This is a genomic window from Nonomuraea fuscirosea (assembly GCF_003001935.1).
Taxonomy (GTDB): Bacteria; Actinomycetota; Actinomycetes; order Streptosporangiales; family Streptosporangiaceae; genus Nonomuraea; species Nonomuraea fuscirosea.
The window spans coordinates 115,667-138,306 of the sequence record NZ_PVNG01000010.1; the positions used below are offsets into that span (position 1 = coordinate 115,667).

Consider the following 22,640-nt stretch of genomic DNA (forward strand, 5'->3'; position numbering starts at 1 on the left):
TGAATTGCTCGAGGCTCTCACCGTCGCGGGGCGCGAGCACAGCAACGCCGCCGTGATGTACCACAGCGCCATGGGCGACCGGCTCGGCCTGGGCATGACCGAGGAGAAGACGCTCGACCTGCTGCAACGCCTGGGACCCCTGACGGCGGGGGAGATCGCGCAGCACACGGGCCTGGCGCCGGCCACGGTCAGCGGGCTGATCGACCGGCTGGAGGGCAAGTGGCTGGTGCGGCGCGTCCGCGACACCAAGGACCGGCGGCGGGTCATCGTCGAGATCAACTTCGAGCGGCTGGCCGGCTTCTCGGAGCTGTTCGAGCCGTTCGTGGTGGCGCTGTCGCAGCTGTACGAGCGTTACACCGATGACGAGCTGGAGCTGATCCTCGACTGGCTCAACCGGTCTGCGGCCATCCAGCGCGAGGCCACCCAGGGGTTGAACGAGGAGTAGGCGCTCGGCGCGGCGTCTCCTCCTCGTGTCCTGAGTGGCCGTGGGGGCGGCAGCGGACCCCGTCTGAGTGGCCGTCGTGGCGGGGTCTCAGCGGGCCCAGCCCTTGATGGCCGTCGTGGCGGAGGCTCAGCGGGTCGAGTCCTTGATGGCGGAGCCGACCTCGCTCACCCGGTCGGCCAGCAGGCCGAGCGCGCCCACCGCCCGCACCATCGGATCGTCCTCCGCCCCACCCAGCGCCCGCGCCTTGAGGTAGGCGGCCTTGACCTCCGCCCAGCGCTCCGCCTGGGCCGGGGTCAGCCGGCCGCGCAGCTCGGCCAGCTTGAGCAGGTTCGCCTCCGCGTCGGTGGTGAGCGTCTGCGCCTCGCCGAGGTAGTGGTCGTCGATCACCGACTCCAGCTCGGCGTCGTTCATGGCGGGGACGATCCGCTCGGCCAGCTTGTTCATGTTCCGGTACGAGCCCTGCAGCCGGTACGGCGGCTCCGTACGGGCGGCGTCGGACTGGGCCGCCGAGGCGATGTAGGCCTGGTTGTTGGCCAGGACCACCTCCTGCACCCGGACCAGCTTGGCCAGCACGCTGAGCATCTGGTCCAGCTCCGGCTTCGTGTACGGGTGCTTCAGCTGGTCGGGGCGGACCGTCGGGTCGCCCTTCGCCAGGCGTACCAGCAGCTCCACGTCCGCCCGGTCGCCCCCGGACAGGGGAGCGAGCACGGGGTTGGAGGTGAGGGCGTTGTCCACGTAGCTCAGCGCGAACAGCTCCTCCTTGCCGGAGAGCACGTCGCCCAGGTTCCACACGTCGGCCCGGTTGGCCAGCATGTCGGGGATGCGGAAGCGCCGGCCCGACTCGGTGTACGGGTTGCCCGCCATGCACACCGCGAACCGCTTGCCGCGCAGGTCGTAGGTCCGGGTGCGGCCGTTCCAGACGCCCTCGATGCGGCGCTGGGCGTCACAGAGGGAGATGAACTTCTGCAGCAGCTCGGGCGAGGTGTGCTGGATGTCGTCGAGGTAGAGCAGGGTGTTGTTGCCCGTCTCCAGCGCGAACGAGATCTTCTCCACCTCCTGCCTGGCCGTCGCGTCGGGCGCGTCCGCCGGGTCCAGCGAGGTCACCTCGTGGCCCAGGGCGGGGCCGTTCACCTTGACGAAGACGAGACCGAGGCGGCTGGCCACGTACTCCATCAAGGTGGTCTTGCCGTAGCCGGGCGGGGAGATGAGCAGAAGCAGGCCCATCTGGTCGGTGCGCTTGCCGGCGCCGGCCGCGCCGAGCTGTTTGGCCAGGTTGTCGCCGATCAGCGGCAGGTACACCTCGTCGAGGAGGCGGTTGCGGACGAACGCGCTCATGACCTTGGGCCGGTACTCGTCCAGGCGCAGGCGGCGGCGTTCGGACTCGATCAGTTCACTCCTGCGGCGCTGGTAGGCGCGGTAGGCGGGGACGCGTTCCTGGGCGAACCTGCGCGTCCTGGCCAGGATCTCGTCCAGGCGGAGCTCCAGCTTGCGGTCCTTGATGCGGGAGTGGGCGCCGAGCAGGCCGTCCACCGTCGCCGTGGTCGCGGCGCTGGAGTCGTGGCGGGGCAGGTCGCACAGCAGCACGGCGATGGCCTCCGCGACCTCGGGGCCCTGGTGGTAGGCGGTCAGCCAGGCGCGGGCGAGCTGGAGGCGTTCCGGCAGCGGCAGGGCCTTGAGGTCGTCCTCGAACTCCCGGGTCCTGGCCGGGCCGAGGGTCTGCCGGAAGCCGTCGAGCAGGTCGCGGGCCTGCTTGGCGGTGATGAAGCCGGCGGGCGTGCAGCCCAGCTCCTCGACCAGGTACTCACCGGCGACTCGGGCCATCCCGGCAAGACCGGCGTTCCCGGTGTCCGCGCCCGCCCCGCCGTCAGCGCCCGGAAGCAAGCCCCCGTGAGTGGAGAGGAAGGCGGCGATCAGGTCGCCGAGCTCGTGGCTCAGGTCGCTCAGCGCCGGCGTGAGCCCGAACACCGTCCGGGCCCGCACCAGCGACAGCGCCCTCGTGGTGAATGTTTTACGTGAAACCTCCTCCACCCCGAACGCCCAGAACAACTGCGCCGCCGCCCGGACCTCGGCCGGGTACCGCAGCAGCCCGGCCCCCTCCCGCAACCTCACCAGCGCGTCCAGCACGGCCGCCGCGTCGTGGTCGTGGACCCCGCGCTCGTATCCCTCGTCGTACCGCGTCTCGGCCGCCCGGCGGACCAGCTCGCCGAGCTCGTCCGCGGTGGTGGCCGAGTCGAGCAGCGAGGCGGCCAGGTACTCGCCCCGGTAGACCTCGGGCGTCTCCGAGACCAGCAGCTGATCCCAGAACGGCCGCGTGTCGGCGAACGAGCCGGGCACCGGCGCGCGGTAGTCGGTGCCGGTGATCGCGAAGTACATGGACCCGTCGTGCGGCACCAGCGTCAGATCGATCGGCTGGGTGTTGACGGCGAAGCGGTGACGGCCCAGCCGCAGCGTCTCGCCCCCGTCGGAGAACAGGTCGAGGCGGTCCCGCAGCGCGCGGCCGGCCTCCTGCTGGGCCGACTTGACCCGCCCGTCCAGCTCCTCCGCCCGTACGGCGTCCCCGAGCGCGCGCAGCTCCCCGGCCGCCGAGCGGACCTTGGCCACCATCGGGTCGGTCGCGAAATACGTGTTGACCTCGTCCGGCGACGACAGCGCGGCCAGCCGCCTGGTGATGCTGCCGAGGACGCGCTCGGCAGAGGCGAACAGGCGGTCGGCGCGCCGGGCCAGGTCGTCGAGCTGGGTCTGCTTGCGGGCCGAGAACGCCTCGTAGACGTCCTCCCGCTTGGCGGCCAGCTGCGCCGCGAAGTCCTCGGACTCGCCGAAGCGCGACTCCAGGTTCTCGACCTGGAGCATCAGCCGGCCGAGCTGCTCGTCGCATTTGTCCGGCGTGTCCGCCATCGCCAGCGCGCCGGTGATAGCCTGCCCGAGCAGGGCGAACTCGGCGGCGAACGCGGCGCGGCCCTCCGCGCCGAGCAGGTCGCGCCGGCGTCCGTCGAGCAGGGCCCTGGCCCGGTTCACGCCGCTCAGCACCTCGGCGATGCGGCTGAGGATGGACGTGCGCACGGTGGCGTCGGCGATGTCGAGCGACCCGACGACCTCCGTGACCACCTCCAGGCCTTCGCTCTGCTCCTCCAGCCGGTCGGCGACGGGCGCGGCCTCGGCCACCGTGGCGATGGCGGCGGCGTCGGCGGCCAGGGTCTCGACGGCGGCGTGGTAGGCGGTGAAGGCGTCCTGCCCCGACAGGAAGTCCACGGCGCGCCGGCCGGCCGAGTTCAGCTCCTCGGCCACGGAGGCCGACAGCTCGTCCAGGGCGGCCAGGTCGATGTAGCGGACCTCGCGCAGCGTCACCAGCCGGCCCTGGGCGCGGCGCAGCGTGGCCAGCAGGGTGACCCAGGCGTCGGCGGTCGCGGGGGTGTCGGCCCTGGCCCGGCGGACCAGCTGGGTGGTCTCCTCCGTGGCCGCCTCCAGGGTCTGGGCGGCGTGGCGGGTGAGCTGCTCGACGTTCTCGTACTCGTCGAGGACCTGCTCGGCGGTGGCGCGCACGTCGGTGAGCGGGCCGAGCAGACCGTGCTCGCCGAGCCAGTGATAGGAGTCGAAGGTACGGGTGCACGCGGCGATGAGGCCCTCGAACGTGCCCGCCGACGGCGCCATCTCCTCGACCATCCGCGACACGGACAGGCAGTCGGAGATGCCGCGGACGAGCTCCGCGTTGCCGATGCGCTCCAGCGGCCCGGTCCCGGCCGGCTGGGCGGCGGCGTAGGTGTCCGACACGTACGGCGTCTGCCACACCTGCATCGGATGCACCCGGGTGGGCTCCTCGGAGATGGCGCGGAAGACCACCATCGTGCCGTCGTCGAACAGCGAGTACCCGTGACAGACGATGGGGGTGGCCACCTCCTTCCTGATCACGTTGTACGGCAGCAGCAGCGACCGCCCGTCACCCCGCGCGTGGAAGACGTACAGGACGTCCTCGCCGTTGGGCGAGCGCACCACCCGCTCGAACTCCAGGTCGGTGACGTCGGTGTCGAACGTCTTGCTGACCCCCGTGGCCAGGTAGTAGCCGCCGGGGAAGATGAGCCCCTGGTCCTCGGGCAGCCGCTGGCAGGCCTGGCCGATGCCGTCGAGCCGCACCACGGCCTTGGTGCGGACGTTGAAGACCAGGTGCCGCCAGTCCTCCTCCTTGTACGGCTTGATCCGCATGAGGATGAGCGGCCCGACGCGGGCGTACTCGATGTCGGCGTCGGCCAGGCTCTGCAGCGGCTCGGCCACCGGCTCGGCGTAGATGCCGGCCCCGGTCTCGGTGTTGTTCTCGATCTTGATGGTGAGGTCGCCGCCGAGGGTCTCGACGAACACCTCGCCCTCGATGGAGACGTGCGGATGGCGGCCGAGCACGTGGTCGTCGCGGGTGGTGACCGTCCACTCGAAGTCGTGGGACGGGGGGAACACGTGATCGCGCTCACCCCGGTTGTCCACATATTTCGGGACCCCGCCGTTGCTGACCGCCCAGCGCAGCACCCGGATGTCGGCCGGACCCGTACGGAAGACGGCCAGCAGCTTGCCGTCCACCCGTCGCAACTGCTGCAGCCGGGTCTCCTTGTAGTACCGGTACAGCTCGGCGAAGTCCTTCCTGAACGCCGGGTCGGCCAGCGTCTCCAGCTTGTCCGCGTCGAACCTGAAGGCGTCGCCGTCCCTGGAGAAGCGGTGCACCGCGAACACGTCGGCCACGGTCGTCTCCGGCTTGAGCCCGATGAAGACGTTGTAGCCGAACAGCATCACGTCGCCCAGGGAGACGATGTCCCTGGGGACGCAGTTGTTCTCGGTCCTGATCCGCTCGGTCCCCAGCAGGCGCAGTTCGGTGCCGCCGAAGACGCGCAGCCGCTCCTGGTTGACGCCTTCGGCCGCCGCCGCGAGGGCCTTGGCCTGGGCCTGGAGGCGGTTCTTGAGAACCTCGTACGTCCCCGCCTCCAGCCCCGCTTCGATCGTGCTCACTTGGCCCCGGCCAGCGCAGCGACCGGCGAGTCCGCGACGCCGAGTCTGCGGGCGGTCTCCAGCAGCTCACCGAGGGCCGACGACTGCGGGCCGCCGTCCTGGATGAGCCGCATGAGCAGGGCGGACACGGTCAGGTTCTTGAGGTCCTCGGTGCTCACGCCGCCGACCAGGCTGGCCAGGTCGCCGGCCAGGCTGGCGGTGCCGTTGACGTACGGGGCGGCGATGGCGCCCGCGACCTGCGAGTGGCCGACGAAGCCGTCCACCACCTTGCCCGCGGTGATCGAGCCGACCACCTTGTCGAAGAACATCGTGTCGCCGCCGACGATGTCGATGTTGGCCTTGGCCAGCCCGGCGGCCAGCACGCTGGCCTGCGACTCGGCCACCTGACGGGAGACGTCGATGTGCTTGAGCCGGATCTCCTTGTCGGCCTCCAGGCGCAGGCGGTACTCCTCGTGCGCCCTGCTGGCCTCGTCCAGCGCCGCCATCGCGGCCGCCTTCTCGGTGAGACCCTCGGCCTCGGCCTTCAGCTTCTCGCCCACGGCGGCGGCCCCGGCCAGCGCCATGGCCTGCTCGCCCTCGGCCTGCGCCTTGAGCCGGTCGCCCTCGACCAGCGCCATGGCCCTGGCGCCGTCGGCCTCGGCGGCCAGCTTCTCCTTGAGCGCCACGGCCTCGGCGCGGCCGACCTTCTCGATGGCCTCGGCGTCCCGCTCCCTGACCTGGACCTGCGCCAGCCCGCTGGCGGCCGACTCGGCCTGGATGCCCTCGGCGAGCCGGATCTTGGCCCTGGCGTCCAGGTCGGCGGCCTGCTGCCTGGCCTCGGCCAGCACCAGTTCCTCGCGTGCCTTGAACTTGGACGCGGCCTCCGCGGCCTCGGCCGCCTTGATGTCCTTGACCAGGTTCTCCTGGGCCTCGGCCTCGGCGGCGATGATCACCTGCTGGCGGGTGCGCTCGGCCTCCTCGACCACGCGCAGCCGCTTGATGGACTCCTCCTGCTCGGCCACGGTCTTGTCGACCGCGATGCGCTCGCGGATGACCTCGGCGATCGAGCGCTTCTCGGACTCGACCTCCTTGTCCTTGGCGATGCGCGACAGCTCGGTCTCCCGCTCACGGGAGATGACCTCCAGCAGGCGGTCCTTCTCGATGCGCTCGGACTCGATGGCGATCACGCGCTCGCGGTTCTTCTCGGCGACGGCGATCTCGCGGGCCCGGTTCTCGTTCTGCACGCCGAGCTGCTCGTCGGTCTTCATGTGCGCGGCCTGGGCGCGCAACCGCTCCTCGGCCTGCACGCGGGCGATCTCGGCCTCCTCGCGGGCCTTGACGGTCTCGATCTCGCGCCGCTGCTTGAGCTCGGCGTCGGCCTGGCGGCGCTCCAGCTCCAGGATGGCCTCGCGGGCGTCCACGTTCTGGCGGGTGATCTCCTTCTCCTCGTTGCGCTGGAACTCGTTCGTCCGCACGTGCTCGATCGCCGTCAGCTCGGTGATCTTGCGGATGCCCTGCGCGTCGAGGATGTTGCTCTTGTCGAGCTGGCCGAGCGCGGTCTGCTCCAGGTAGTCGATGGCGGCGTCCTCAAGGCTGTAGCCGTTGAGGTCGGTGCCGATGATCCGGACGATCTCGTCGCGGAACTCGTCGCGCTTGGTGTAGAGGTCGACGAAGTCGAGGTGCTTGCCCGCGGTCTTGAGCGCCTCGGAGAACTTGGCGTTGAACAGCTCCTGCAGCGTCGTCTCGTCGCTGGCGCGGGCGGTGCCGATGGCCTGGGCGACCTTGATGACGTCCTCGGCGGTCTTGTTCACGCGGACGAAGAACGTGATCTTGATGTCGGCCCTGATGTTGTCCCGGCAGATCAGGCCCTCGCGGCCGGTCCGTTCGATCTCAATGGTCTTGACCGAGATGTCCATGATCTCGGCCTTGTGCACCACGGGCAGGACCACGGCGCCGGTGAACGTGACGTCGACTTTGTTGACCTTCGAGACGATCAGCGCCTTGCCCTGTTCGACCTTCCGGAACAACCGGCCGACGACGAGGAGGAGACCGATCACGATGATCAGGATGACGGCGAGGAATACGCCGAAGCCGGTGGAGATGACGTCCATCAATGCTCACTTTCGTACGGCATGACCCAGAAGAATTCGCCGTCTTTGTCGTAGTCGAAGATGAGTGCGTTCTGGCCGCGGGCAAGGCGGTCCTGACCGGTCGTGCGCACCTGTACGACCGCGGACGAGCCGTCGGCGGCGGTGACCTCGGCCTGGCCGAAGTCCGGGGTGGCCGTGCCCGTGCGTACCACGCACATCTGGCCGACGAAGTCGCCGCGCGAGTGCCGGTCCCCTTCGGGAAACAGCCTGCGTAACGGCACCACGAGGCCGCGAACGGTGAACCAGGCGGCGGCCGCGGCGGCGAAGGGGACGGCGATCAGCGGGCCACCGCTCACCAGCACGCTGCCGATCAGGCAGAGCAGCCAGGCGAACGCGATGAGCAGCGACAGCGTGATCCCGGCCGGAACTCCCCCGAGTCCCAGCCACGTGGCGTCGTCCTCCAGCTCGAACAGGCCGGTGATGACAACCAGCCAGTAAGCGGCGACGACCACGAGAAGAAAACTGAAAATGACAGTCGGAAAGCTCAGTGCGATGGTGAAGAAGTCGGTCATCCCGCCTCGGTATACCAGATCCCCCTGTGTACGTCCTGTCGGACTATATCTAGATAAAGCGCTACTAAAGAAGAAAGTTCCCAAAACGATAAGGCACTTGACCTCAACCATGGTTGAGCGTGCAGGCTCGCAGGCATGAGCGAACTGATGCGGGCGGCGGCGTTCACCGAGCCGGGCGGCCCCGAGGTGCTGAAGGTGATGGAGCTGCCCGCGCCCCAGGCGGGGCCCGGCCAGGTGCGGGTGCGCGTGCGGGCGGCCGGTGTGCAGCCCTTCGACACGGCCGTACGCCAGGGCTGGCTGCCGCCGTACATCGAGGACCCGGGCTATCCGCGCGTCCCTGGCAACGAGTTCGCCGGGGTGGTGGACCAGGTGGGCGAGGACGTGACCGGGGTGGCGCCGGGCGGTGACGTGCTCGGGTTCACCGCGCTGCACGCCTACGCCGAGTACGTCGTCGTGCCGGCGGCCAACGTGACGCCCAAGCCGCGGGCCGTGCCGTGGGAGGTGGCCGGCGGGCTGACCGCCGGCGTGCAGACGGCCGAGCTGGCCATCGACGGGCTGGGACTGGCCGAGGGCGAGACGCTGCTCGTGCACGCCGCGGCCGGCGCCGTGGGCACGGCGGCCGTGCAGATCGCGCGCAGGCGCGGGGCCACCGTCATCGGCACCGCGCGCGAGGTCAATCACGACTACCTGCGCGCGCTCGGGGCCGTCCCCGTCGAGTACGGCGAGGGCCTGGCCGAACGGGTGCGCGCCCTCGCGCCGGGCGGGATCGACGCGGTCCTCGACGGGGCCGGCGGGCACGCGCTGGAGGTCTCGCTCGACCTGGTCGCAGACCGCGGGCGCATCGTGACGCTGGTCGAGCACGACAAGGCGGCCGCGCTGGGCGTCCGGCTGGTCAGGGGCGACCGCTCGGCCGAGCGGCTCGGACGTTACGCCCGGCTGTGCGCGGAGGGGGAGTTCACCTTCCCGGTACGGAGGGCGTACCGGCTGGAGGAGGCCGCGGACGCGCACCGCGAGGTCGAGACCGGCCACGGCCAGGGCAAGATCGTCCTCACCATCTAGCCCGCATCGCCATCGCCACCTGCACCTGGACGCCGTCCGGCTCATGGCCGTCCTCCAGACACCACAGCAGGTCCTGCAGCACCCGCCCGAGTGTCCATCCGGCGGCCCGGCGCCGGTCGAGGCCGAGCGCGTCCACCATGAAGTCGAAGCGCCGCAGCACCTCCCGCGGCGCGTCGCCGGTGGCCAGCACCTCGTCCCACCGGTTGTGCAGGGCGGGCAGCAGTTCGAACGCCGGGTCGCCGGCCAGCGGCTTGGGATCGATGGCCAGCCACGGCTCCCGCTCGCCGGCCAGCACGTTGTCATAGTGCAGGTCCCAGTGCAGCAGCCGGTCACCCCCCTCCGCCGCCGGGCCGGAGACGAGATCGGCGACCGCCGAGGCGCACACGCCGACCCAGTAGCGCTCCTCGTCCGGAACCGGCTTCCCGGCGATCCGCTCCGCGCGCTCCAGCATCGCCCGCGCGATGTCGTCCAGCCGGCGCACGCCCTCGGGCGCGGGATGGGCCACCAGCCGGCGCAGCAGCCCGGACAGGACGTTCAGAGCCTCCATGACGTCGGGCACGGCGGCCAGGGAACGGCCGCCGTCGAGCCGTTCGAGCAGCATGGTGCCGGTCTCAGGGTCGGCGTCGAGCAGCCGCACCGAGCCGTCGCCCGCCCACGTTTGCAGGGCCAGCCCCTCGTGCACGGTCTCGGGGGTGACAGGCTGCAGCTTGAGCACGGCCTTCGTGCCGTCGGCGCGTACGACGGGCTGGACGAGCGCCATGATCCCGTGCCGAGGCCCGCCGTCGGGGCGCAGGTCCCACTCGTCGAGATAGCGCTCGGCGAGGGCAGGCAGCCCGGCGGTCCACGCCACGCCGGCCTCGCCGCCGTACTTCAGGTGCGCGGCGGCCAGCGCGCCGGGGATCTCGATGGGCATGAGCGCGGCCCAGGGACTGCCGTCTAGAAGTGCCAGGGGAAGGGCGACCAGTCGGGCTCGCGCTTCTCCAGGAACGAGTCACGGCCCTCGGCCGCCTCAGCCGTCATGTACGCCAGCCGCGTCGCCTCGCCCGCGAACACCTGCTGCCCCACGAGCCCGTCGTCCACGGCGTTGAAGGCGAACTTGAGCATCCGCTGCGCGGTCGGCGACTTGCCGTTGATCTTGCGCGCCCACTCCAGGGCCGTCGTCTCCAGCTCCTCGTGCGGCACCACGGCGTTGACCATGCCCATCCGGTGGGCGTCGGCCGCGCTGTAGGTGTCGCCGAGGAAGAAGATCTCGCGGGCGAACTTCTGTCCCACCTGCCGGGCCAGGTAGGCCGAGCCGAAGCCGCCGTCGAAGCTGGCCACGTCGGCGTCGGTCTGCTTGAAGCGGGCGTGCTCGGCGCTGGCCAGGGTGAGATCGGCCACCACGTGCAGGCTGTGGCCGCCGCCCGCGGCCCAGCCGGGCACCACGCAGATCACGACCTTCGGCATGAAGCGGATCAGGCGCTGCACCTCCAGGATGTGCAGGCGGCCGGTGGACGGGGTGCCGTCGGCGTACTGGTAGCCGTCTTTGCCCCTGATGCGCTGGTCGCCGCCGGAGCAGAAGGCCCACCCGCCGTCCTTGGGCGAGGGGCCGTTGCCGGTCAGCAGCACGCAGCCGACGTCGGTGCTCTGCCGGGCATGGTCGAACGCGCGGTAGAGCTCGTCGACCGTCTGCGGCCTGAAGGCGTTGCGGACCTCGGGACGGTCGAAGGCGATGCGCACGGTGCCCTGGTCGACCGCACGGTGGTAGGTGATGTCGGTGAAGTCGAATCCCTCGACCGCCTGCCACGCCTTGGGATCGAACAGTTCGGAGACCATGGCCGGAAGCCTAACGGATTTGGCCTTCGGCCCACTCGGCCCACTGGCGCTGGCTCTCGGCCAGGCCCAGGCCGTATTCGAGGGCGAGGCGGCCGTACACCGACAGGTTGTCGTCGCCCCGCTCGACGAACTCGCGGATGCTCGCGATGTGCTCCAGCTGCTTGGTTGCCAGCTCGGCCTGGCGGCGCAGGTAGCTCCTGGCCTGCTCGGGTGAGACCTGGGCCAGGAAGAACACCCGCAGCAGCATGTCGCTGCGGACGACCCGCGTGGGCTCGACGTCGGTGATCCAGTGACGCAGCTCGGCCAGGCCCCGCTCGTTGATCGTGTATTCCTTGCGGCCGCGCGGGCCCTGCGCCGCCACGTCCACGAGCCCCGCGTCGGCCAGCTTGCCGAGCTCGGTGTAGAGCTGGCTCTGCGTGGCCGGCCACACGTTGGCGAGCGAGACGTCGAACAGCTTCAGCAGGTCGTATCCGCTCGCCGGTCCCTCGGACAGCAGGCCCAGCAAGGCGTGTCGAAGACTCATATTCCTATATTGACATATCTATCCAGGAATTTCTACTTTCGACATGTCTACTTAGGAATGTCGTGAGAAGGAGATGCCCGATGCGCGGCCTGCTCGGTTTCCTGCCCTGGATCGTCTACGGCTTCATCGCGACCAGCGACGAATGGCGCTGGGGAGCGATCACGGGACTCGTCATCGCCCTGGTGCTCGTGGCCGTGGACCGCAGGTCGGGCAGGTCGTGGGACATGATGGTGATCGAGACCAGCGCGGTGGTGTTCTTCGCCCTGCTCACCGCGCTGTCGCTGCTCGATCCCGACTCGCCGCTCACGCCGTACGGGCCCGCGCTCGTCGACGTCTGGCTGGCCGGCACGGCCTGGGGCTCGCTGGCCGTCCGCCGGCCGTTCACACTCGGCATCGCCCGCGCCACGACGCCCGAGGAGCTGTGGCGCAACCCGGTCTTCCACCGCGCCAACGTGATCATCAGCGCCGTCTGGGCAGCCGCCTTCACCGTCGCCGCACTCGCTCTGACGCTCGTCCTGTCCGTCTCGCCCCACGCGACCACGCTGGTGATCACCATCAAGGTGCTCTCGTTCGCCGCCCCCGCCGCCTTCACCGCGTGGTACCCCGGGCACCTGAAGCGGCGGGCGCTCGCTAGGTGACCTCGGCGCGCAGCTCCGCGAGCAGTTCCCCCTGGTCGGCCAGCATCTCGGTCAGTATGCGCCGGGCGGCGCCCAGCAGATCGGCCAGCTCGGGCGTGGCCAGGGTGTAGACCACGGTGCTGCCCTCGCGGATCGCGCTGACGATGCCCGCCCGCCGCAGGACGGCGAGCTGCTGGGACAGACTCGAAGCCTCGATGTCGATCTGGGCCAGCAGGTCCCTGACGGGGAGCGGCCCTTCCTGGAGTAGCTCCAACACTCGGATGCGAGCGGGGTGGCCGAGCGTTCGGAAGAAGTCGGCCTTGGCCTGGTAGACCTCCACGTGCATATGGTTAGCGTAATCCAGTTCAGTTGCATAATTCTTCAAGTCGCTATGTTGTCGGATAGCATGACAGCGGGGACTAGGGAGTTGCCATGGGCCGAGGAAGAGCCAAGGCGAAGCAGACGAAGGTCGCTCGCCAGCTGAAGTACACCAACCACAACATCGACTACGACCGGCTCCGCGAGGAGTTGGGCGCGGACACGCGACGCGAGGAGTACTACCCGCCTACGCCGTCCGAGCAGGAGTCCGAGCGCGGGCGGTGACGCGGGTCTGCTTCGCGGGTGCCAGGGTGACGTTCTGCAGCCGCCTGGCCTCCGGCGCCTGATCGGGCGCCGTGAGCTCCAGGCGGTGCAGCACCTCGCGGATGATGACGCGCATTTCCAGGAGCGCCAGTTGCGCTCCTACGCAGAAGCGCCGCCCGCCGCCGAAGGGCATCCAGGCTCTGCTCTGGTGCCCCTCCAGGAACCGCTCAGGACGGAATCGTCCGGGCTCGGAGAAGGCGGCGGGGTCACGGTGCACGAGCGGGATGTACGGTCCGGCGTACCATCCGGCGGGGATCTCGTACCCGCCCAGCCGCAGAGGCGCGTCGAGCAGCCTCGGCGCCTCATAGACCACCGGCCTGACCCGCAGCACCTCCTTGACCGCCGCGTCGAGGTAGGGCTCGTCGTCCGGCAGCCGCTCCAGCACCTCGGGCATGCGCAGGAACCGTTCGAAGGCCCAGGCCAGGCCGGTCGCGGTGGTCTCGTGGCCGGCGATGAGCATGGTGATCAGCTCGTCGCGGATCTCCTGGTCGTCCAGCTCGGTCTCCAGCAGCCGCCCGAGCACGTCCGTGCCCCCGGGGGCGGCCCGGCGCCGGCGGATCTCGCCGAACAGGATCGCGTCCACCTCGGCGCGCAGCCGCAGGAACCGCGCGTAAGGCAGGTACGGCACCCGCGCCGCCAGCGGGCGCAGCCGTTCCGGCAGCAGCACCACCTGCGTGGAGCCGCCCGTCGCGAGCAGTCCCGGCAGCAACTCCCGTAGCCGGCCGGTGCGCCCGGCGTCCCTGATGCCGAAGATCAGCCGGATGATGATCTCCAGCGTGATCTCCTGCATGCGCTCGCGCAGCGCGAACGGCCGGCCCAGCGGCCACGTCGCGATCCTCTCGGCCGCGATGGCGGCGATGTCGTCGTGGTAGCCGGCGACCTGTTTGGCGCGTAGCGGCGGGTTCAGCGTCTTGCGGTGCCGCCACCACGGGTCGCCGTCCAGCGTCAGCACGGAGTGCGCGCCCACCAGGTGCTCCAGGAAGTCCTTGCGGGCCGCGCCGGCCTGCCCGCCGCCCTGGTCGGTCCGGTAGACCTCGGCGGCCAGCTCGGCGGTGGTCACGTAGACCTCCGGCGGGAAGCCGGCGTAGCGGACCGTGAAGATCGGCCCGTATCTGCGGTGGTAGCTCTCGAACGTGCGCTCCGCGTCGGCCACGAACCGCGCGGTCTGCACGATCGACGGCATTCTCGGCCCCGGAGGGATCATCGTCTCTCTCCTGTCGTATACGTACGTTTGTCATAGACGCTTGTATATATCTGTAGCATGGATCCCGTGGCGAGCACAGAGGCCGGTGGATACCGCGAACGACTGCTGGCTGGAGCGGTGAGCTGCCTCCAGGACAAGGGCTATGCCCGCACGACCGCACGAGACCTGGTGGCCGCATCCGGCACCAACCTGGCCTCCATCGGCTACCACTTCGGCGGCAAGGACGCGCTGCTCAACGAGGCCATCGCCGAGTTCTTCGAGCAGTGGACCGAGCGGGTGGAGCGATCGTTGTTCCGGGCCGAGCCGGGCACGCCGAGAGAGCTGCTCCTGCGTGCGCTGGAGCAACTGGTGGACGTGTTCGGGGAGATGCGGCCGCAGCTCGTGCTCTGCGTCGAGAGCTTCCCCGCGGCCCTGCGGGAGCCCGTGCTGCGGGCGAAGCTCGCCGAGGCCTACGCCAAGGCCAGGGTCGCCGGGACCGACATGCTGAGCAGGGCCGCCGGGCGTCTGGGGGCGGAGCTGCCGGTCGAGCCCGCGGCGCTGGTGTCGGTCGTGATCGCGATCTCCGACGGCCTGATGTTGCAGTGGCTGCTCGACCCTGAGGCCACGCCGGACGCCCGGCAGGTCGTGGACGTCCTGGCCGCGCTGGGCGCCTTCGTCGCCTGACGCCTGTCGGCCGACGGCCGCCGGGTGACCGCCGCGTCCGAGGGCCGTTGTTTCAGGGCTATCGGGCGGCAAAAGGTGTCGGTTCGGAGGAATGTCATCCGTGGGTATGGGCACACCCACGGAGGACGAGGAGATCGAGACATGCGCGTAGGAATCGTGGGGTCCGGAAGGCTGGGCTCGCGGCTCGGCCGCCTGCTCGCCGCGGCGGGCCACGACGTGTTCTTCAGTGACTCAGACCTCGCTCTCGCCGAAGCCGCCGCCGGTGCCGCGGTCAGGGTGTCCGCCGGGAGCGGGGACGGCCGGGCCAGGAGCGGGCCGCCGGCCGAGGCCGCGGCGTTCGGCGACGTCCTCGTCCTGGCGGTCGGCTGGGAGGCGTTCCCTACGGTGGTGGCGGAGCTCGGCGGCGCCCTCGCGGGCAAGATCGTCATCGATCCGAGCAACCCGATCGGTGAGCGCGACGGCCTGGCCGTGATGGTGGCCGTCCCCTGCGGGCTGACCAGCCCGCAGTACCAGCAGCACGTGCTGGGGGCGGGTGTGCGCGTGGTGCGCACGTTCAACACCAAGTACCCCAACGAGCTGCTGGACCTGGGCATCGCGGGCCAGCGTGGCGGGGCACGGGCCGACATGCCCTACTGGGGGGACGACGACGAGGCCAAGAAGGCCGTGGTGCCGCTCATCGAGGACGCCGGCTTCACCGCCATCGACGCGGGCGGTCTGTCAGAAGCCCGGTGATCAGCGCGTCGCTCATCGGGGTCCGGTGATCAGAGCGGCCCCGGTGATCAGGACGGCCCCGGTGGTCAGGTGGCGCAGGTGTCGTGGGTGGCGTCGAAGCCCTTGATGGCTTCGGTGTCGTCCGTGCGAAGCTGCTTGAGGCCCTTCCAGTCGTCCCCGAGCACCAGGATCAGCCGGCTGGTGACGGCCCCGGGCACCTGGCGCAGCGCGGCGAGCTGGAGGTCCTTGGTGAGCGTGGGCACGCGGGTCTCGCCGTTGGGGCCGTAGACGATCGTGGTCTTGCGCTGCGGCTTGCGCTGGGTGTCGCCGATCTTGGCGATGTGGTAGCCGCGCTGCTCCAGGTAGGCCGCGACCTCGGTGGCCAGGCCGGTGCGCCAGGTGCCGTTGCGCAGCTCGATCTGGATCTTCGAGCGGCTCACCTTCGCCTGGCCGCCCTTGACGCCGTCGACGCTCTGGTCCTTCGCCACGATCTGGAACAGCCGGTGGGACTGCTCCCGCTCCCATTCGACCCGGCCCGGCTGGGTGAGCGAGTAGTGCCACGGGGTGGTGATGAAGCGGAGCTTGCTGATGTCGAGGCCCTGGAGGCTGGTCGCGAGGTCCTTCATCACGCCGGTGGTCAGGCCGCTGTCGGTGGTGATGGCCTTGGTGCCGGCGTCGAGCAGGGCCAGGAGCTTGGCCGGGTCGGTGAGCGTCTCGCCGCTCATCGCCTTCTTCACCATCGAGGCGATGAACATCTGCTGCCGCTGGATGCGCCCGATGTCGGAGCCGTCGCCCAGCGAGTAGCGGGCGCGCACGTAGCCGAGCGCCTGCTCGCCGGTGAGCGTCTGCCGCCCGGCCGGCAGGTGCAGCAGCGCCTTCTTGTCGTTGACCGGCTCGGGCAGGCAGACCTCGACCCCGCCGACCGCGTTCACGATGCCCTTGAAGCCGGTGAAGTCGACCTTCACGAAGTGGTCGATGCGGATGTGGGTGAGCGACTCGATCGTCTTCCAGGTGCAGGCGATGCCGCCGGAGTTGAACGACTCGTTGATCATGCCGACATGGGCCTGCTGTCCCGGCAGGCCGCGGACGGCGCGGCAGGCGGGCAACTGGACGACCGAGTCGCGCGGGAAGCTGATCACCATCGCGTTGTCGCGCCTGGACGACACGTGCATCAGCATGATCGTGTCGGTGCGCTCGCCCGGGACCCGGCCGTATTTCGCGTTCTTGCCGTCGCGCTGGTCGGAGCCGACGACCAGGATGTTCATCGCCGTACCGGCCACCTTGGGCGGGCGGGTGGCGCCGAGGTCGTCGGCGGTGACGTCCTGCTGCTTGAGGTTTCCGGTCAGCCGCGCGTAGACGCCCACGGCCGCGCCGGCGACCAGCAGGACGACGGTCACCGTGACCGCGATCACCCAGCGCAGCCACGGCCGGCGACGCCGTGGCGGCGTGCTCGGCCCGGACGGAGGCGCGTCGACAAGCCCGCTGCTCACGTCACTCCCCACAGAGACGGGGCCGAAGGGCCGCCGCCCCTGGCCAAGAGCCACGCCGTACTGATCTCGGCCGTTGAACGTGCCTGAGTGTACTCAGTCGGGCGCGCCTTCGTGGCCTCAGTCGGGCAGGTTGACCCGCAGGGACACCGTTCCGCGCAGGTCGAGCCAGGCCGCGCCGGGGCCGCGGACCACCCTGAGCACGACCTCCTCGCAGCCCGGGCAGCGGCCCACCAGGCCCGGATCGGGGCCGTAGACGAGCAGCGAGGCGACGGGGCCCGTCAGGCCGCAGTGGGCGCAGCGGCCCGTCGCGGAGGTCACGTCCACGGCGAAGATCTCGCCCAGCGGGCCCGCCAGCGCGTTGCCGTCCAGGTGTTCTGCGGTCATCGTCAGCCTCCGGTGGGACCGAAACGTTCGGTTCTGATGCGTTCGGGTGCGTGCCCGAGCGCCAGCAGCAGGTCGGCCGCCGCCTCCACGAAGCCGGTCGGCCCGCACACGTAGCAGTCGGCCTCGAACGAGGCCGGCCAGCCGCCCTCGGCCAGGTCCTCCAGCATGAGGCGGCGGGCCGGGCGGGACACCCCCTCCGGCGCGGAACGGGTGTAGAGGTAGGTGACGTCGAGCCCCGGGTCGGGGCGGCGCAACTCCTCGGCGTAGTAGCGGCGGGCGGGGTCGCGCAGCGAGTACAGCAGCCGGAAGGGCACCCGGCCGCCCGCCAGCCGGCGGGCCCTGATCATCGCCATCAGCGGCACGATGCCCGACCCGCCGCCGACCAGCAGCACCGGCGCCGTGCTCTCCTGCCGCCAGACGAACCAGCCGCCCACCGGGCCGCGGATCTCCAGCCGGTCGCCGGCCTGCATCACCTCGGTCAGGTAGGGGGACACCTCGCCGTCGGGCACGTTCTCCACGGTCAGCTCGACCAGGTCACCGTCCGTCGGGTTGGCCACCGAGTAGCTGCGCTGCGCCGTGTAGCCGTCGTCGGCGGTCAGCCGTACGTCGACGTGCTGGCCCGGCAGGTGTCCCGGCCAGCCGGGCACCCGGAAGCGCAGCGTGCGCGCGCTCTCGGTCTCGGCGACGCAGGAGATCAGCTCGGCCGGCCGCCAGACCAGACGGCGCACCCTAGTCGCCCTCGTAGCGCTGCTCGCGCCACGGGTCGCCGTAGTTGTTGTAGCCGGCCGTCTCCCAGAAGCCCGGATAGTCCTCGTTGAGCAGGCGGATGCCGCGGACCCACTTGGCCGACTTCCAGAAGTACAGGTGCGGCACGATCAGCCGGGCGGGGCCGCCGTGACGGGGCTCCAGCTCCTCGCCGTCGAAGCGGTGCGCGATCCACGCCTGGCCGTCGAGCAGGTCCTCCAGCGGCAGGTTCGTGGTGTAGCCGCCGTAGGAGTAGATCAGCGCGTAGTCGGCGGCGGTCTCCACGTCCTCCAGGAGCACGTCCAGGGAGACGCCCTGCCAGGTGGTGTCGAGCTTCGTCCACTTGGTGACGCAGTGGATGTCCACCGTGGGCGTCTCCTGCGGCAGCGCCAGGAACTCCGCCCACGACCACCGGTGAGTCTGGCCCGCCTCGGTGTCGACGGCGAACTCCCACCGGTCGAGCGGCACCCGGGGCGTCGGCCCCGCCGACAGCACGGGGAAGTCGTCCACCAGGTACTGGCCGGGCGGCAGCCGGTCGCCCGCGTCTCTGCGCCTGCCCTGAAAACCGCGCGAAATGATGCCCACGTCGCCTCCTGAGCCCATTCCATCACGAGGCGCTCCAAAGGGCTCAGCGACCCGCCCGGGGAACGACCAGTCCCGACTCGTAGGCGAAGACCACGAGCTGGGCCCGGTCGCGGGCGTGCAGCTTCGTCATCGCCCTGCTGACGTGGGTCTTGGCGGTGGTCGGGCTGATCACCATGTGCGCCGCGATCTCGTCGTTGGACAGGCCCCTGGCCACCAGGGCGGTCACCTCGCGCTCGCGGTTGGTCAGCACGTCCAGGCCGTGGTGGTCCGGCTCGGGGCGGCGCGCGACGAACTCGCCGATCAGCCGGCGGGTGATCGAGGGCGACAGCAGGGCGTCGCCGCGGGCCGCCACCCTGACGCCCTGCAGCAGGTCCACCGGCTCGGTGTCCTTGACCAGGAAGCCGCCCGCGCCCGCCCTGAGCGCGTCGAAGACGTACTCGTCGAGGCCGTAGTTGGTCAGGATCACCACGTGCACGCCGCTCAGCCGCTCGTCGCCGGCAATCCGGCGGGTGGCCTCGATGCCGTCCAGCACCGGCATCTGCACGTCGACGAGCGCCACGTCGGGGAGGTGGGCGAGGGCGAGCGCGACGGCCTGCTCGCCGTTCGCGGCCTCGGCCACCACCTCGATGTCGTCCTCGGCCTCCAGCAGGGCGCGGAAACCGCCCCGGATGAGCGCCTGGTCGTCCGCGAGGAGCACACGGATCACGACGCGTCCCCCAGCGGAAGCTCCGCACGCACGGTGAAGCCGCCCTCGGCGCGGGGCTCGGCCCGCAGCCGGCCGCCGAGCGCCGTGACGCGCTCGCGCATGCCGACCAGGCCCACGCCCGGCACAGGCGGCGCGTCGCTGCTGGCCCCGCCGTCGTCCTCCACCTGCACGACCAGCTCCGTCCCTCCGTAGTCGATGCGCACCGAGGCGGCGGCGCCGCCCGCGTGCCTGGAGACGTTGGTGAGCGCCTCCTGGACGATCCGGTACGCGGCCCGGTCGACCTCCGCGGGCAGCGGCCTGCGCTCGCCCGAGACCGTCACCGTCGCGGGCAGGCCGGTCGAACGGGCCCGGTCCACCAGGTCGTCCAGCCGGTCGAGCCCGCTCGGCTCGGCCCTGACCGGCTCCGCGTCCTCATGCCCGGCCGCACGCCCGTCCTCATGCCGGGCCGCGTGCGGTTTCTCGCGCGGGCCCCCGTCCTGGCCGTCGTCCGGGCCGCCCGTCGGACTGCCGCCTGGGCCGTCGTCCTGGTCCCGCTCCTGTGCGGCGTCGTCGCGCAGCACCTCCAGCGTGGCGCGCAGTTCGCGCATGGCGTCGCCGCTGGCCTCCTGGATGGCGAGCAGCGCCGCGGGCACCTCGTCGCCGCGCTTGCGCGCCAGGTGCACCGCCACCCCGGCCTGCACCTTGATCACGGAGATGCTGTGGGTGAGCGAGTCGTGCAGCTCCCTGGCGATGCGCAGGCGCTCCTCGCCGGCCCGCCGCCGGGCCATCTCCTCGCGGGTCCGCTCGGCCTCGGCGGCGCGCTGCTCGGCCTGCTCCAGGTACGCCTGCCGGTGCCGGGTCACCGTGCCCGCCACCCCGGCGGCCAGGAACCAGCCCAGCAGCAGCACCGTCTGCTGGACGATCGGCTGGGGGTCCTGCCCGGACGGCACGCCGGCCAGGTTCGCCGCCAGGGCCACCCCCAGGAAGAGCGTGCCGGCCAGCGCGGCCGGCACCCGGTGCCCCGCGCGTACCGCGCCGAAGACCGCCACCATCACCGGGAAGGCGGCCTGCGGGCCCGGCTGCGCGTGCGCCGCGTAGACGATCATGCCGAGGGTGCTGACCAGCAGCGGAAACAGCGGCGCCCGCCGCCAGGCGACGAGGGCGGCCGAGGCGACCAGCACGGCGGCGAGGTCGAGGGCGCCCGCGCCCGGGTTGGTCAGCACGGTGGCCGACTGCAGCACGGCCACCACGACGGCCAGCGCGCCGTCCACGGCGACCGGCCGCCACGCGTGCACAGAGCTCATCACTGCAGAGTAGAACGACTTCCTGGCAGGCTCATCGGCGCGGGGAAGTGCTTCGGGGCTACTCCCGGGGAAGTATCCGCTCCGGTTCGCGGCCGCCGGCGGTAGCCCGGGAAGTCTTCCCACGGCCGATGACCGGCGGCGGGTCCGCGCAGGACGATTCGGCCATGGACACGATCCGTCGCGGGAGCCGATGATGGCCGGCTCCTTCCGTTACGTCACCCCGGTCCCGGCCAGAGCCGCCACCGGCCGGACCGCACAGGTGTACGCCCAGCTCGCCGAGGACTTCGGCATGGCGCGCATGGCGGTGTTCCTGACCCTGTCGCCCGCCGAGGAGGTGCTGGCCGCGACCTGGGTCACGCTGCGCGAGTCGCTGCTGGCCGGGGCGGCGCCCAGGACCGGCAAGGAGGTCGTGGCGCTGGGCGTCTCGCTGGCCAACCAGTGCACGTTCTGCGTGGCCGCGCACACGACGCTGCTGCACGCCACCGGTGACCACCGGCTCGGCGAGAGCATCGCCCGTGGCGAGGTGCCCGCGGATCCCGGGCACGCCGCGCTGCTGGCCTGGGCCAGGTCGCCCGGGGCGGCGCGGCCGTATCCGGACGCGCTCGCGCCGGAGTACGTCGGGACCGCGCTCAGCTTCCACTTCATCAACAGGATCGCCTCGGCGTTGCTCACCGAGAACCTCATGCCCGCCAATCTGCAGAAGTTCCGCCTGGTCAGGAGTGTGGGCGGGCGGGCGATGGCGGGACCGGTGCGCAGGCAGGCGGCCCCGGGGGCGGGCCTGCCGCTGATCGCCGGGCTGCCCGCCCGTGCCGAGCCCGGCTGGGCGGACGGGGCTCCGGCCGGGACCGCGTACGCCACGCTCAAGGCCGTCACCGAGGCCGGGGGCGACCTGCTCAGCGGCCCCGCGCGGGCGGCCGTGACCCGGGCGGTCGCGGTCTGGGACGGCGCGCATCCGCCGATGGGCACCGCCTGGCTGGACGAGCCGCTGGCCGGTCTGCCCGCCGGCGACCGCGCGGGGGCGCGGCTGGTCCTGCTCACCGCGTTCGCGCCGTACCGGGTGACGGACGCCGACGTGGCCGCCTGGCGCGGCTCCGCCCGTACGGACGAGGACCTGGTACGGCTGTGCGCCTACGGCGCGATCCTGGCCACCGCGCACGTGGAGGCCCGCATCACGGCCGCCGGAGGCGGGGTCGTCCGGAGCGGGGCGGGTGCCGTACCGGCTGAGACGACTCAGGGAGAGCGATCATGACCGCGCACCACACCCTCGCCGGCCCGCCCGCCACCGCCCCCTGGCCGATGCAGGCGCTCAAGGCGGTGGCCGTCCTGCACGTCGTCGCGCTGCTGTTCCAGGCGGTGACGGCGGGCATGCTGCTCTCCTCGCCCGGCGGCCGGGCGCTGCACCTGAACTCGGGCATCGCCCTGGGCGTCATCGGGCTCGCCCACCTGGTCGCCGCGATCCTGGTCTGGCGGCCCGGCGGCGGCTCCGCCAGGTTCGTCGGGCCGGCCGCGGCGCTGCTGCTGCTCACGGCCGTGGCGGCGGTCCTGGGCCTGGCGCACGTGACGGTGCCGCACGTGCCGCTCGGTGTGGGGATGTTCGGCGGCGGGGTCGTCCAGCTCTTACGGGTGCTGGCGGCGGATGGACAGGGGGACGGTCAGGCGGGCAGGCGGTCGGAGCGGGGCCAGACGTAGTCCAGGTCGTCGGGGTCACCGTCGCCGAAGACCGGCCGGTAGAAGCCGGGGTCCTTGCGCAGGAGCGCCGAGCGGTGGCTGAGGTGCAGTTTCTCGTCGCCGAGCCAGGGCGGCAGCTCCCCGGCCGCCGCCAGCTCGGCCTGCGCGCGGATGACGGGCGTGCCGCGCAGCCGGGTCACCTCGGTCGTCATGGTGTCCGCGCAGGTGTCGGCGCGGCCGAGCGAGCACCAGTGGCGGCACATCTCCAGCCCGTAGCGGACGAGCGCCTCCTCGTAGCCGGCCCACATCTTCACGACGGGGTGGTGCCGCCAGCCGTACCCGGGGACGGTGAGGGCGCGCAGGACCTGCAACGTCTCGACGCGCTGCTTGCCCAGCCGCAGCGGGTCGAGCACCGCCGCCGAAGCGGCGAAATCCGGATATGGCAGGAATGTTTGCATCGTTACCCTCGCTGAC

At 71.4% G+C, this 22,640-nt stretch carries 23 protein-coding genes; 8 read left to right on the forward strand and 15 right to left on the reverse strand.

What is annotated here, in order from left to right; translation table 11 throughout:
* The first annotated feature begins 4 nt into the window (after positions 1 to 4).
* Positions 5 to 445: a MarR family winged helix-turn-helix transcriptional regulator gene (locus B0I32_RS23470; RefSeq protein WP_245955986.1), complete on the forward strand. Its 441-nt coding sequence runs from the start codon at positions 5 to 7 to the stop codon at positions 443 to 445.
* A 126-nt stretch (positions 446 to 571) separates the two neighbouring features.
* Here the strand turns inward: B0I32_RS23470 and B0I32_RS23475 are convergent, their stop codons facing one another.
* The 3 genes from B0I32_RS23475 to B0I32_RS23485 are packed head-to-tail and all read right to left on the reverse strand — an operon-like array spanning position 572 to position 8,072.
* On the reverse strand, positions 572 to 5,431 hold the full coding sequence (locus B0I32_RS23475) for a DNA repair ATPase (RefSeq protein WP_106243040.1): 4,860 nt from the start codon (positions 5,429 to 5,431) through the stop codon (positions 572 to 574).
* The gene (locus B0I32_RS23480) at positions 5,428 to 7,521 is read right to left on the reverse strand and encodes a flotillin family protein (protein ID WP_106243042.1); all 2,094 of its coding nucleotides are present in this window, start codon (positions 7,519 to 7,521) and stop codon (positions 5,428 to 5,430) included. The genes B0I32_RS23475 and B0I32_RS23480 overlap by 4 nt, the downstream gene beginning before the upstream one ends.
* Positions 7,521 to 8,072 carry an OB-fold-containig protein gene (locus B0I32_RS23485; protein WP_106243044.1) on the reverse strand — a complete coding sequence of 184 codons (552 nt, stop codon included), beginning with the start codon at positions 8,070 to 8,072 and terminating at the stop codon, positions 7,521 to 7,523. The genes B0I32_RS23480 and B0I32_RS23485 overlap by 1 nt, the downstream gene beginning before the upstream one ends.
* Before the next feature lie 135 nt (positions 8,073 to 8,207).
* Here B0I32_RS23485 and B0I32_RS23490 point away from each other — a divergent pair, with 135 nt between their 5' ends.
* Positions 8,208 to 9,131 (forward strand): NADP-dependent oxidoreductase, encoded by a 924-nt coding sequence (locus B0I32_RS23490; RefSeq protein ID WP_425438110.1) that lies wholly within the window; start codon positions 8,208 to 8,210, stop codon positions 9,129 to 9,131.
* On the opposite strand, the gene B0I32_RS23495 is transcribed toward B0I32_RS23490, so the two are convergent.
* From B0I32_RS23495 to B0I32_RS23505, 3 genes are read right to left on the reverse strand one after another with little or no spacing between them, the layout of a single operon-like run.
* Entirely contained in the window at positions 9,121 to 10,044 is a 924-nt protein-coding gene (locus B0I32_RS23495) for an aminoglycoside phosphotransferase family protein (RefSeq protein ID WP_106243047.1), read from the reverse strand. The genes B0I32_RS23490 and B0I32_RS23495 overlap by 11 nt on opposite strands.
* Positions 10,045 to 10,067: 23 nt before the next feature.
* The gene (locus B0I32_RS23500; protein ID WP_106243050.1) at positions 10,068 to 10,946 is read right to left on the reverse strand and encodes a 1,4-dihydroxy-2-naphthoyl-CoA synthase; all 879 of its coding nucleotides are present in this window, start codon (positions 10,944 to 10,946) and stop codon (positions 10,068 to 10,070) included.
* A gap of 10 nt (positions 10,947 to 10,956) precedes the next feature.
* Positions 10,957 to 11,469 carry a PadR family transcriptional regulator gene (locus B0I32_RS23505; protein ID WP_106243053.1) on the reverse strand — a complete coding sequence of 171 codons (513 nt, stop codon included), beginning with the start codon at positions 11,467 to 11,469 and terminating at the stop codon, positions 10,957 to 10,959.
* Between the two features lie 80 nt (positions 11,470 to 11,549).
* Here B0I32_RS23505 and B0I32_RS23510 point away from each other — a divergent pair, with 80 nt between their 5' ends.
* Positions 11,550 to 12,107: a hypothetical protein gene (locus B0I32_RS23510; protein WP_106243055.1), complete on the forward strand. Its 558-nt coding sequence runs from the start codon at positions 11,550 to 11,552 to the stop codon at positions 12,105 to 12,107.
* On the opposite strand, the gene B0I32_RS23515 is transcribed toward B0I32_RS23510, so the two are convergent.
* Complete coding sequence (locus B0I32_RS23515; protein WP_106243058.1) at positions 12,100 to 12,432, reverse strand: ArsR/SmtB family transcription factor; 333 nt, start codon at positions 12,430 to 12,432, stop codon at positions 12,100 to 12,102. The two genes, B0I32_RS23510 and B0I32_RS23515, sit on opposite strands and share 8 nt — an antisense overlap.
* An 86-nt stretch (positions 12,433 to 12,518) precedes the next feature.
* Between B0I32_RS23515 and B0I32_RS23520 the strand changes: the two genes are divergently transcribed.
* Positions 12,519 to 12,689, forward strand: coding sequence for a DUF3073 domain-containing protein (locus tag B0I32_RS23520; RefSeq protein WP_106243061.1), 171 nt, complete (start codon positions 12,519 to 12,521; stop codon positions 12,687 to 12,689).
* On the opposite strand, the gene B0I32_RS23525 is transcribed toward B0I32_RS23520, so the two are convergent.
* Positions 12,652 to 13,932 (reverse strand): cytochrome P450, encoded by a 1,281-nt coding sequence (locus B0I32_RS23525; RefSeq protein ID WP_106243063.1) that lies wholly within the window; start codon positions 13,930 to 13,932, stop codon positions 12,652 to 12,654. The two genes, B0I32_RS23520 and B0I32_RS23525, sit on opposite strands and share 38 nt — an antisense overlap.
* Before the next feature lie 66 nt (positions 13,933 to 13,998).
* Between B0I32_RS23525 and B0I32_RS23530 the strand changes: the two genes are divergently transcribed.
* Both B0I32_RS23530 and B0I32_RS23535 read left to right on the forward strand, forming a co-directional pair.
* Complete coding sequence (locus B0I32_RS23530) at positions 13,999 to 14,595, forward strand: TetR/AcrR family transcriptional regulator (protein ID WP_181307692.1); 597 nt, start codon at positions 13,999 to 14,001, stop codon at positions 14,593 to 14,595.
* Between the two features lie 141 nt (positions 14,596 to 14,736).
* Complete coding sequence (locus B0I32_RS23535) at positions 14,737 to 15,327, forward strand: NADPH-dependent F420 reductase (protein WP_106243068.1); 591 nt, start codon at positions 14,737 to 14,739, stop codon at positions 15,325 to 15,327.
* A 65-nt stretch (positions 15,328 to 15,392) separates the two neighbouring features.
* Here B0I32_RS23535 and B0I32_RS23540 read toward each other — a convergent pair whose 3' ends face one another.
* The 6 genes from B0I32_RS23540 to B0I32_RS60030 all read right to left on the reverse strand — a co-directional run bounded on the left by B0I32_RS23540 (position 15,393) and on the right by B0I32_RS60030 (position 20,498).
* A complete protein-coding gene (locus tag B0I32_RS23540; protein ID WP_106243071.1) occupies positions 15,393 to 16,796 on the reverse strand; it encodes an LCP family protein in 1,404 nt (467 codons plus the stop codon).
* A gap of 117 nt (positions 16,797 to 16,913) precedes the next feature.
* The gene (locus B0I32_RS23545) at positions 16,914 to 17,180 is read right to left on the reverse strand and encodes a DUF6510 family protein (RefSeq protein ID WP_106243073.1); all 267 of its coding nucleotides are present in this window, start codon (positions 17,178 to 17,180) and stop codon (positions 16,914 to 16,916) included.
* Positions 17,181 to 17,182: 2 nt separating this feature from the next.
* Positions 17,183 to 17,908: a ferredoxin reductase gene (locus B0I32_RS23550; RefSeq protein ID WP_245955987.1), complete on the reverse strand. Its 726-nt coding sequence runs from the start codon at positions 17,906 to 17,908 to the stop codon at positions 17,183 to 17,185.
* A 1-nt stretch (position 17,909) separates the two neighbouring features.
* Entirely contained in the window at positions 17,910 to 18,509 is a 600-nt protein-coding gene (locus B0I32_RS23555; RefSeq protein WP_106243078.1) for a sulfite oxidase-like oxidoreductase, read from the reverse strand.
* A gap of 43 nt (positions 18,510 to 18,552) precedes the next feature.
* Positions 18,553 to 19,215 carry a response regulator gene (locus B0I32_RS23560; RefSeq protein WP_106243081.1) on the reverse strand — a complete coding sequence of 221 codons (663 nt, stop codon included), beginning with the start codon at positions 19,213 to 19,215 and terminating at the stop codon, positions 18,553 to 18,555.
* Entirely contained in the window at positions 19,212 to 20,498 is a 1,287-nt protein-coding gene (locus tag B0I32_RS60030) for a sensor histidine kinase (RefSeq protein ID WP_106243083.1), read from the reverse strand. The genes B0I32_RS23560 and B0I32_RS60030 overlap by 4 nt, the downstream gene beginning before the upstream one ends.
* A gap of 190 nt (positions 20,499 to 20,688) precedes the next feature.
* Here B0I32_RS60030 and B0I32_RS23570 point away from each other — a divergent pair, with 190 nt between their 5' ends.
* Positions 20,689 to 21,747 carry a carboxymuconolactone decarboxylase family protein gene (locus tag B0I32_RS23570; protein WP_219911979.1) on the forward strand — a complete coding sequence of 353 codons (1,059 nt, stop codon included), beginning with the start codon at positions 20,689 to 20,691 and terminating at the stop codon, positions 21,745 to 21,747.
* On the forward strand, positions 21,744 to 22,187 hold the full coding sequence (locus B0I32_RS23575) for a hypothetical protein (protein WP_181307694.1): 444 nt from the start codon (positions 21,744 to 21,746) through the stop codon (positions 22,185 to 22,187). The genes B0I32_RS23570 and B0I32_RS23575 overlap by 4 nt, the downstream gene beginning before the upstream one ends.
* On the opposite strand, the gene B0I32_RS23580 is transcribed toward B0I32_RS23575, so the two are convergent.
* A complete protein-coding gene (locus B0I32_RS23580) occupies positions 22,151 to 22,624 on the reverse strand; it encodes an MSMEG_6728 family protein (RefSeq protein ID WP_106243085.1) in 474 nt (157 codons plus the stop codon). The genes B0I32_RS23575 and B0I32_RS23580 overlap by 37 nt on opposite strands.
* Positions 22,625 to 22,640: the final 16 nt, after the last annotated feature.

What these genes read in the sequence shown, in the direction of transcription:
- B0I32_RS23545 (WP_106243073.1), bottom strand. Translation starts at nt 17,180, where the DNA reads ATGACCGCAGAACACCTGGACGGCAACGCGCTGGCGGGCCCGCTGGGC.
- B0I32_RS23580 (WP_106243085.1), bottom strand. Translation starts at nt 22,624, where the DNA reads ATGCAAACATTCCTGCCATATCCGGATTTCGCCGCTTCGGCGGCGGTG.
- B0I32_RS23515 (WP_106243058.1), bottom strand. Translation starts at nt 12,432, where the DNA reads ATGCACGTGGAGGTCTACCAGGCCAAGGCCGACTTCTTCCGAACGCTC.
- B0I32_RS60030 (WP_106243083.1), bottom strand. Translation starts at nt 20,498, where the DNA reads ATGAGCTCTGTGCACGCGTGGCGGCCGGTCGCCGTGGACGGCGCGCTG.
- B0I32_RS23575 (WP_181307694.1), top strand. Translation starts at nt 21,744, where the DNA reads ATGACCGCGCACCACACCCTCGCCGGCCCGCCCGCCACCGCCCCCTGG.
- B0I32_RS23500 (WP_106243050.1), bottom strand. Translation starts at nt 10,946, where the DNA reads ATGGTCTCCGAACTGTTCGATCCCAAGGCGTGGCAGGCGGTCGAGGGA.
- B0I32_RS23570 (WP_219911979.1), top strand. Translation starts at nt 20,689, where the DNA reads ATGATGGCCGGCTCCTTCCGTTACGTCACCCCGGTCCCGGCCAGAGCC.
- B0I32_RS23525 (WP_106243063.1), bottom strand. Translation starts at nt 13,932, where the DNA reads ATGATCCCTCCGGGGCCGAGAATGCCGTCGATCGTGCAGACCGCGCGG.
- B0I32_RS23480 (WP_106243042.1), bottom strand. Translation starts at nt 7,521, where the DNA reads ATGGACGTCATCTCCACCGGCTTCGGCGTATTCCTCGCCGTCATCCTG.
- B0I32_RS23520 (WP_106243061.1), top strand. Translation starts at nt 12,519, where the DNA reads ATGGGCCGAGGAAGAGCCAAGGCGAAGCAGACGAAGGTCGCTCGCCAG.
- B0I32_RS23535 (WP_106243068.1), top strand. Translation starts at nt 14,737, where the DNA reads ATGCGCGTAGGAATCGTGGGGTCCGGAAGGCTGGGCTCGCGGCTCGGC.
- B0I32_RS23490 (WP_425438110.1), top strand. Translation starts at nt 8,208, where the DNA reads ATGAGCGAACTGATGCGGGCGGCGGCGTTCACCGAGCCGGGCGGCCCC.
- B0I32_RS23505 (WP_106243053.1), bottom strand. Translation starts at nt 11,469, where the DNA reads ATGAGTCTTCGACACGCCTTGCTGGGCCTGCTGTCCGAGGGACCGGCG.
- B0I32_RS23495 (WP_106243047.1), bottom strand. Translation starts at nt 10,044, where the DNA reads ATGCCCATCGAGATCCCCGGCGCGCTGGCCGCCGCGCACCTGAAGTAC.
- B0I32_RS23485 (WP_106243044.1), bottom strand. Translation starts at nt 8,072, where the DNA reads ATGACCGACTTCTTCACCATCGCACTGAGCTTTCCGACTGTCATTTTC.
- B0I32_RS23510 (WP_106243055.1), top strand. Translation starts at nt 11,550, where the DNA reads ATGCGCGGCCTGCTCGGTTTCCTGCCCTGGATCGTCTACGGCTTCATC.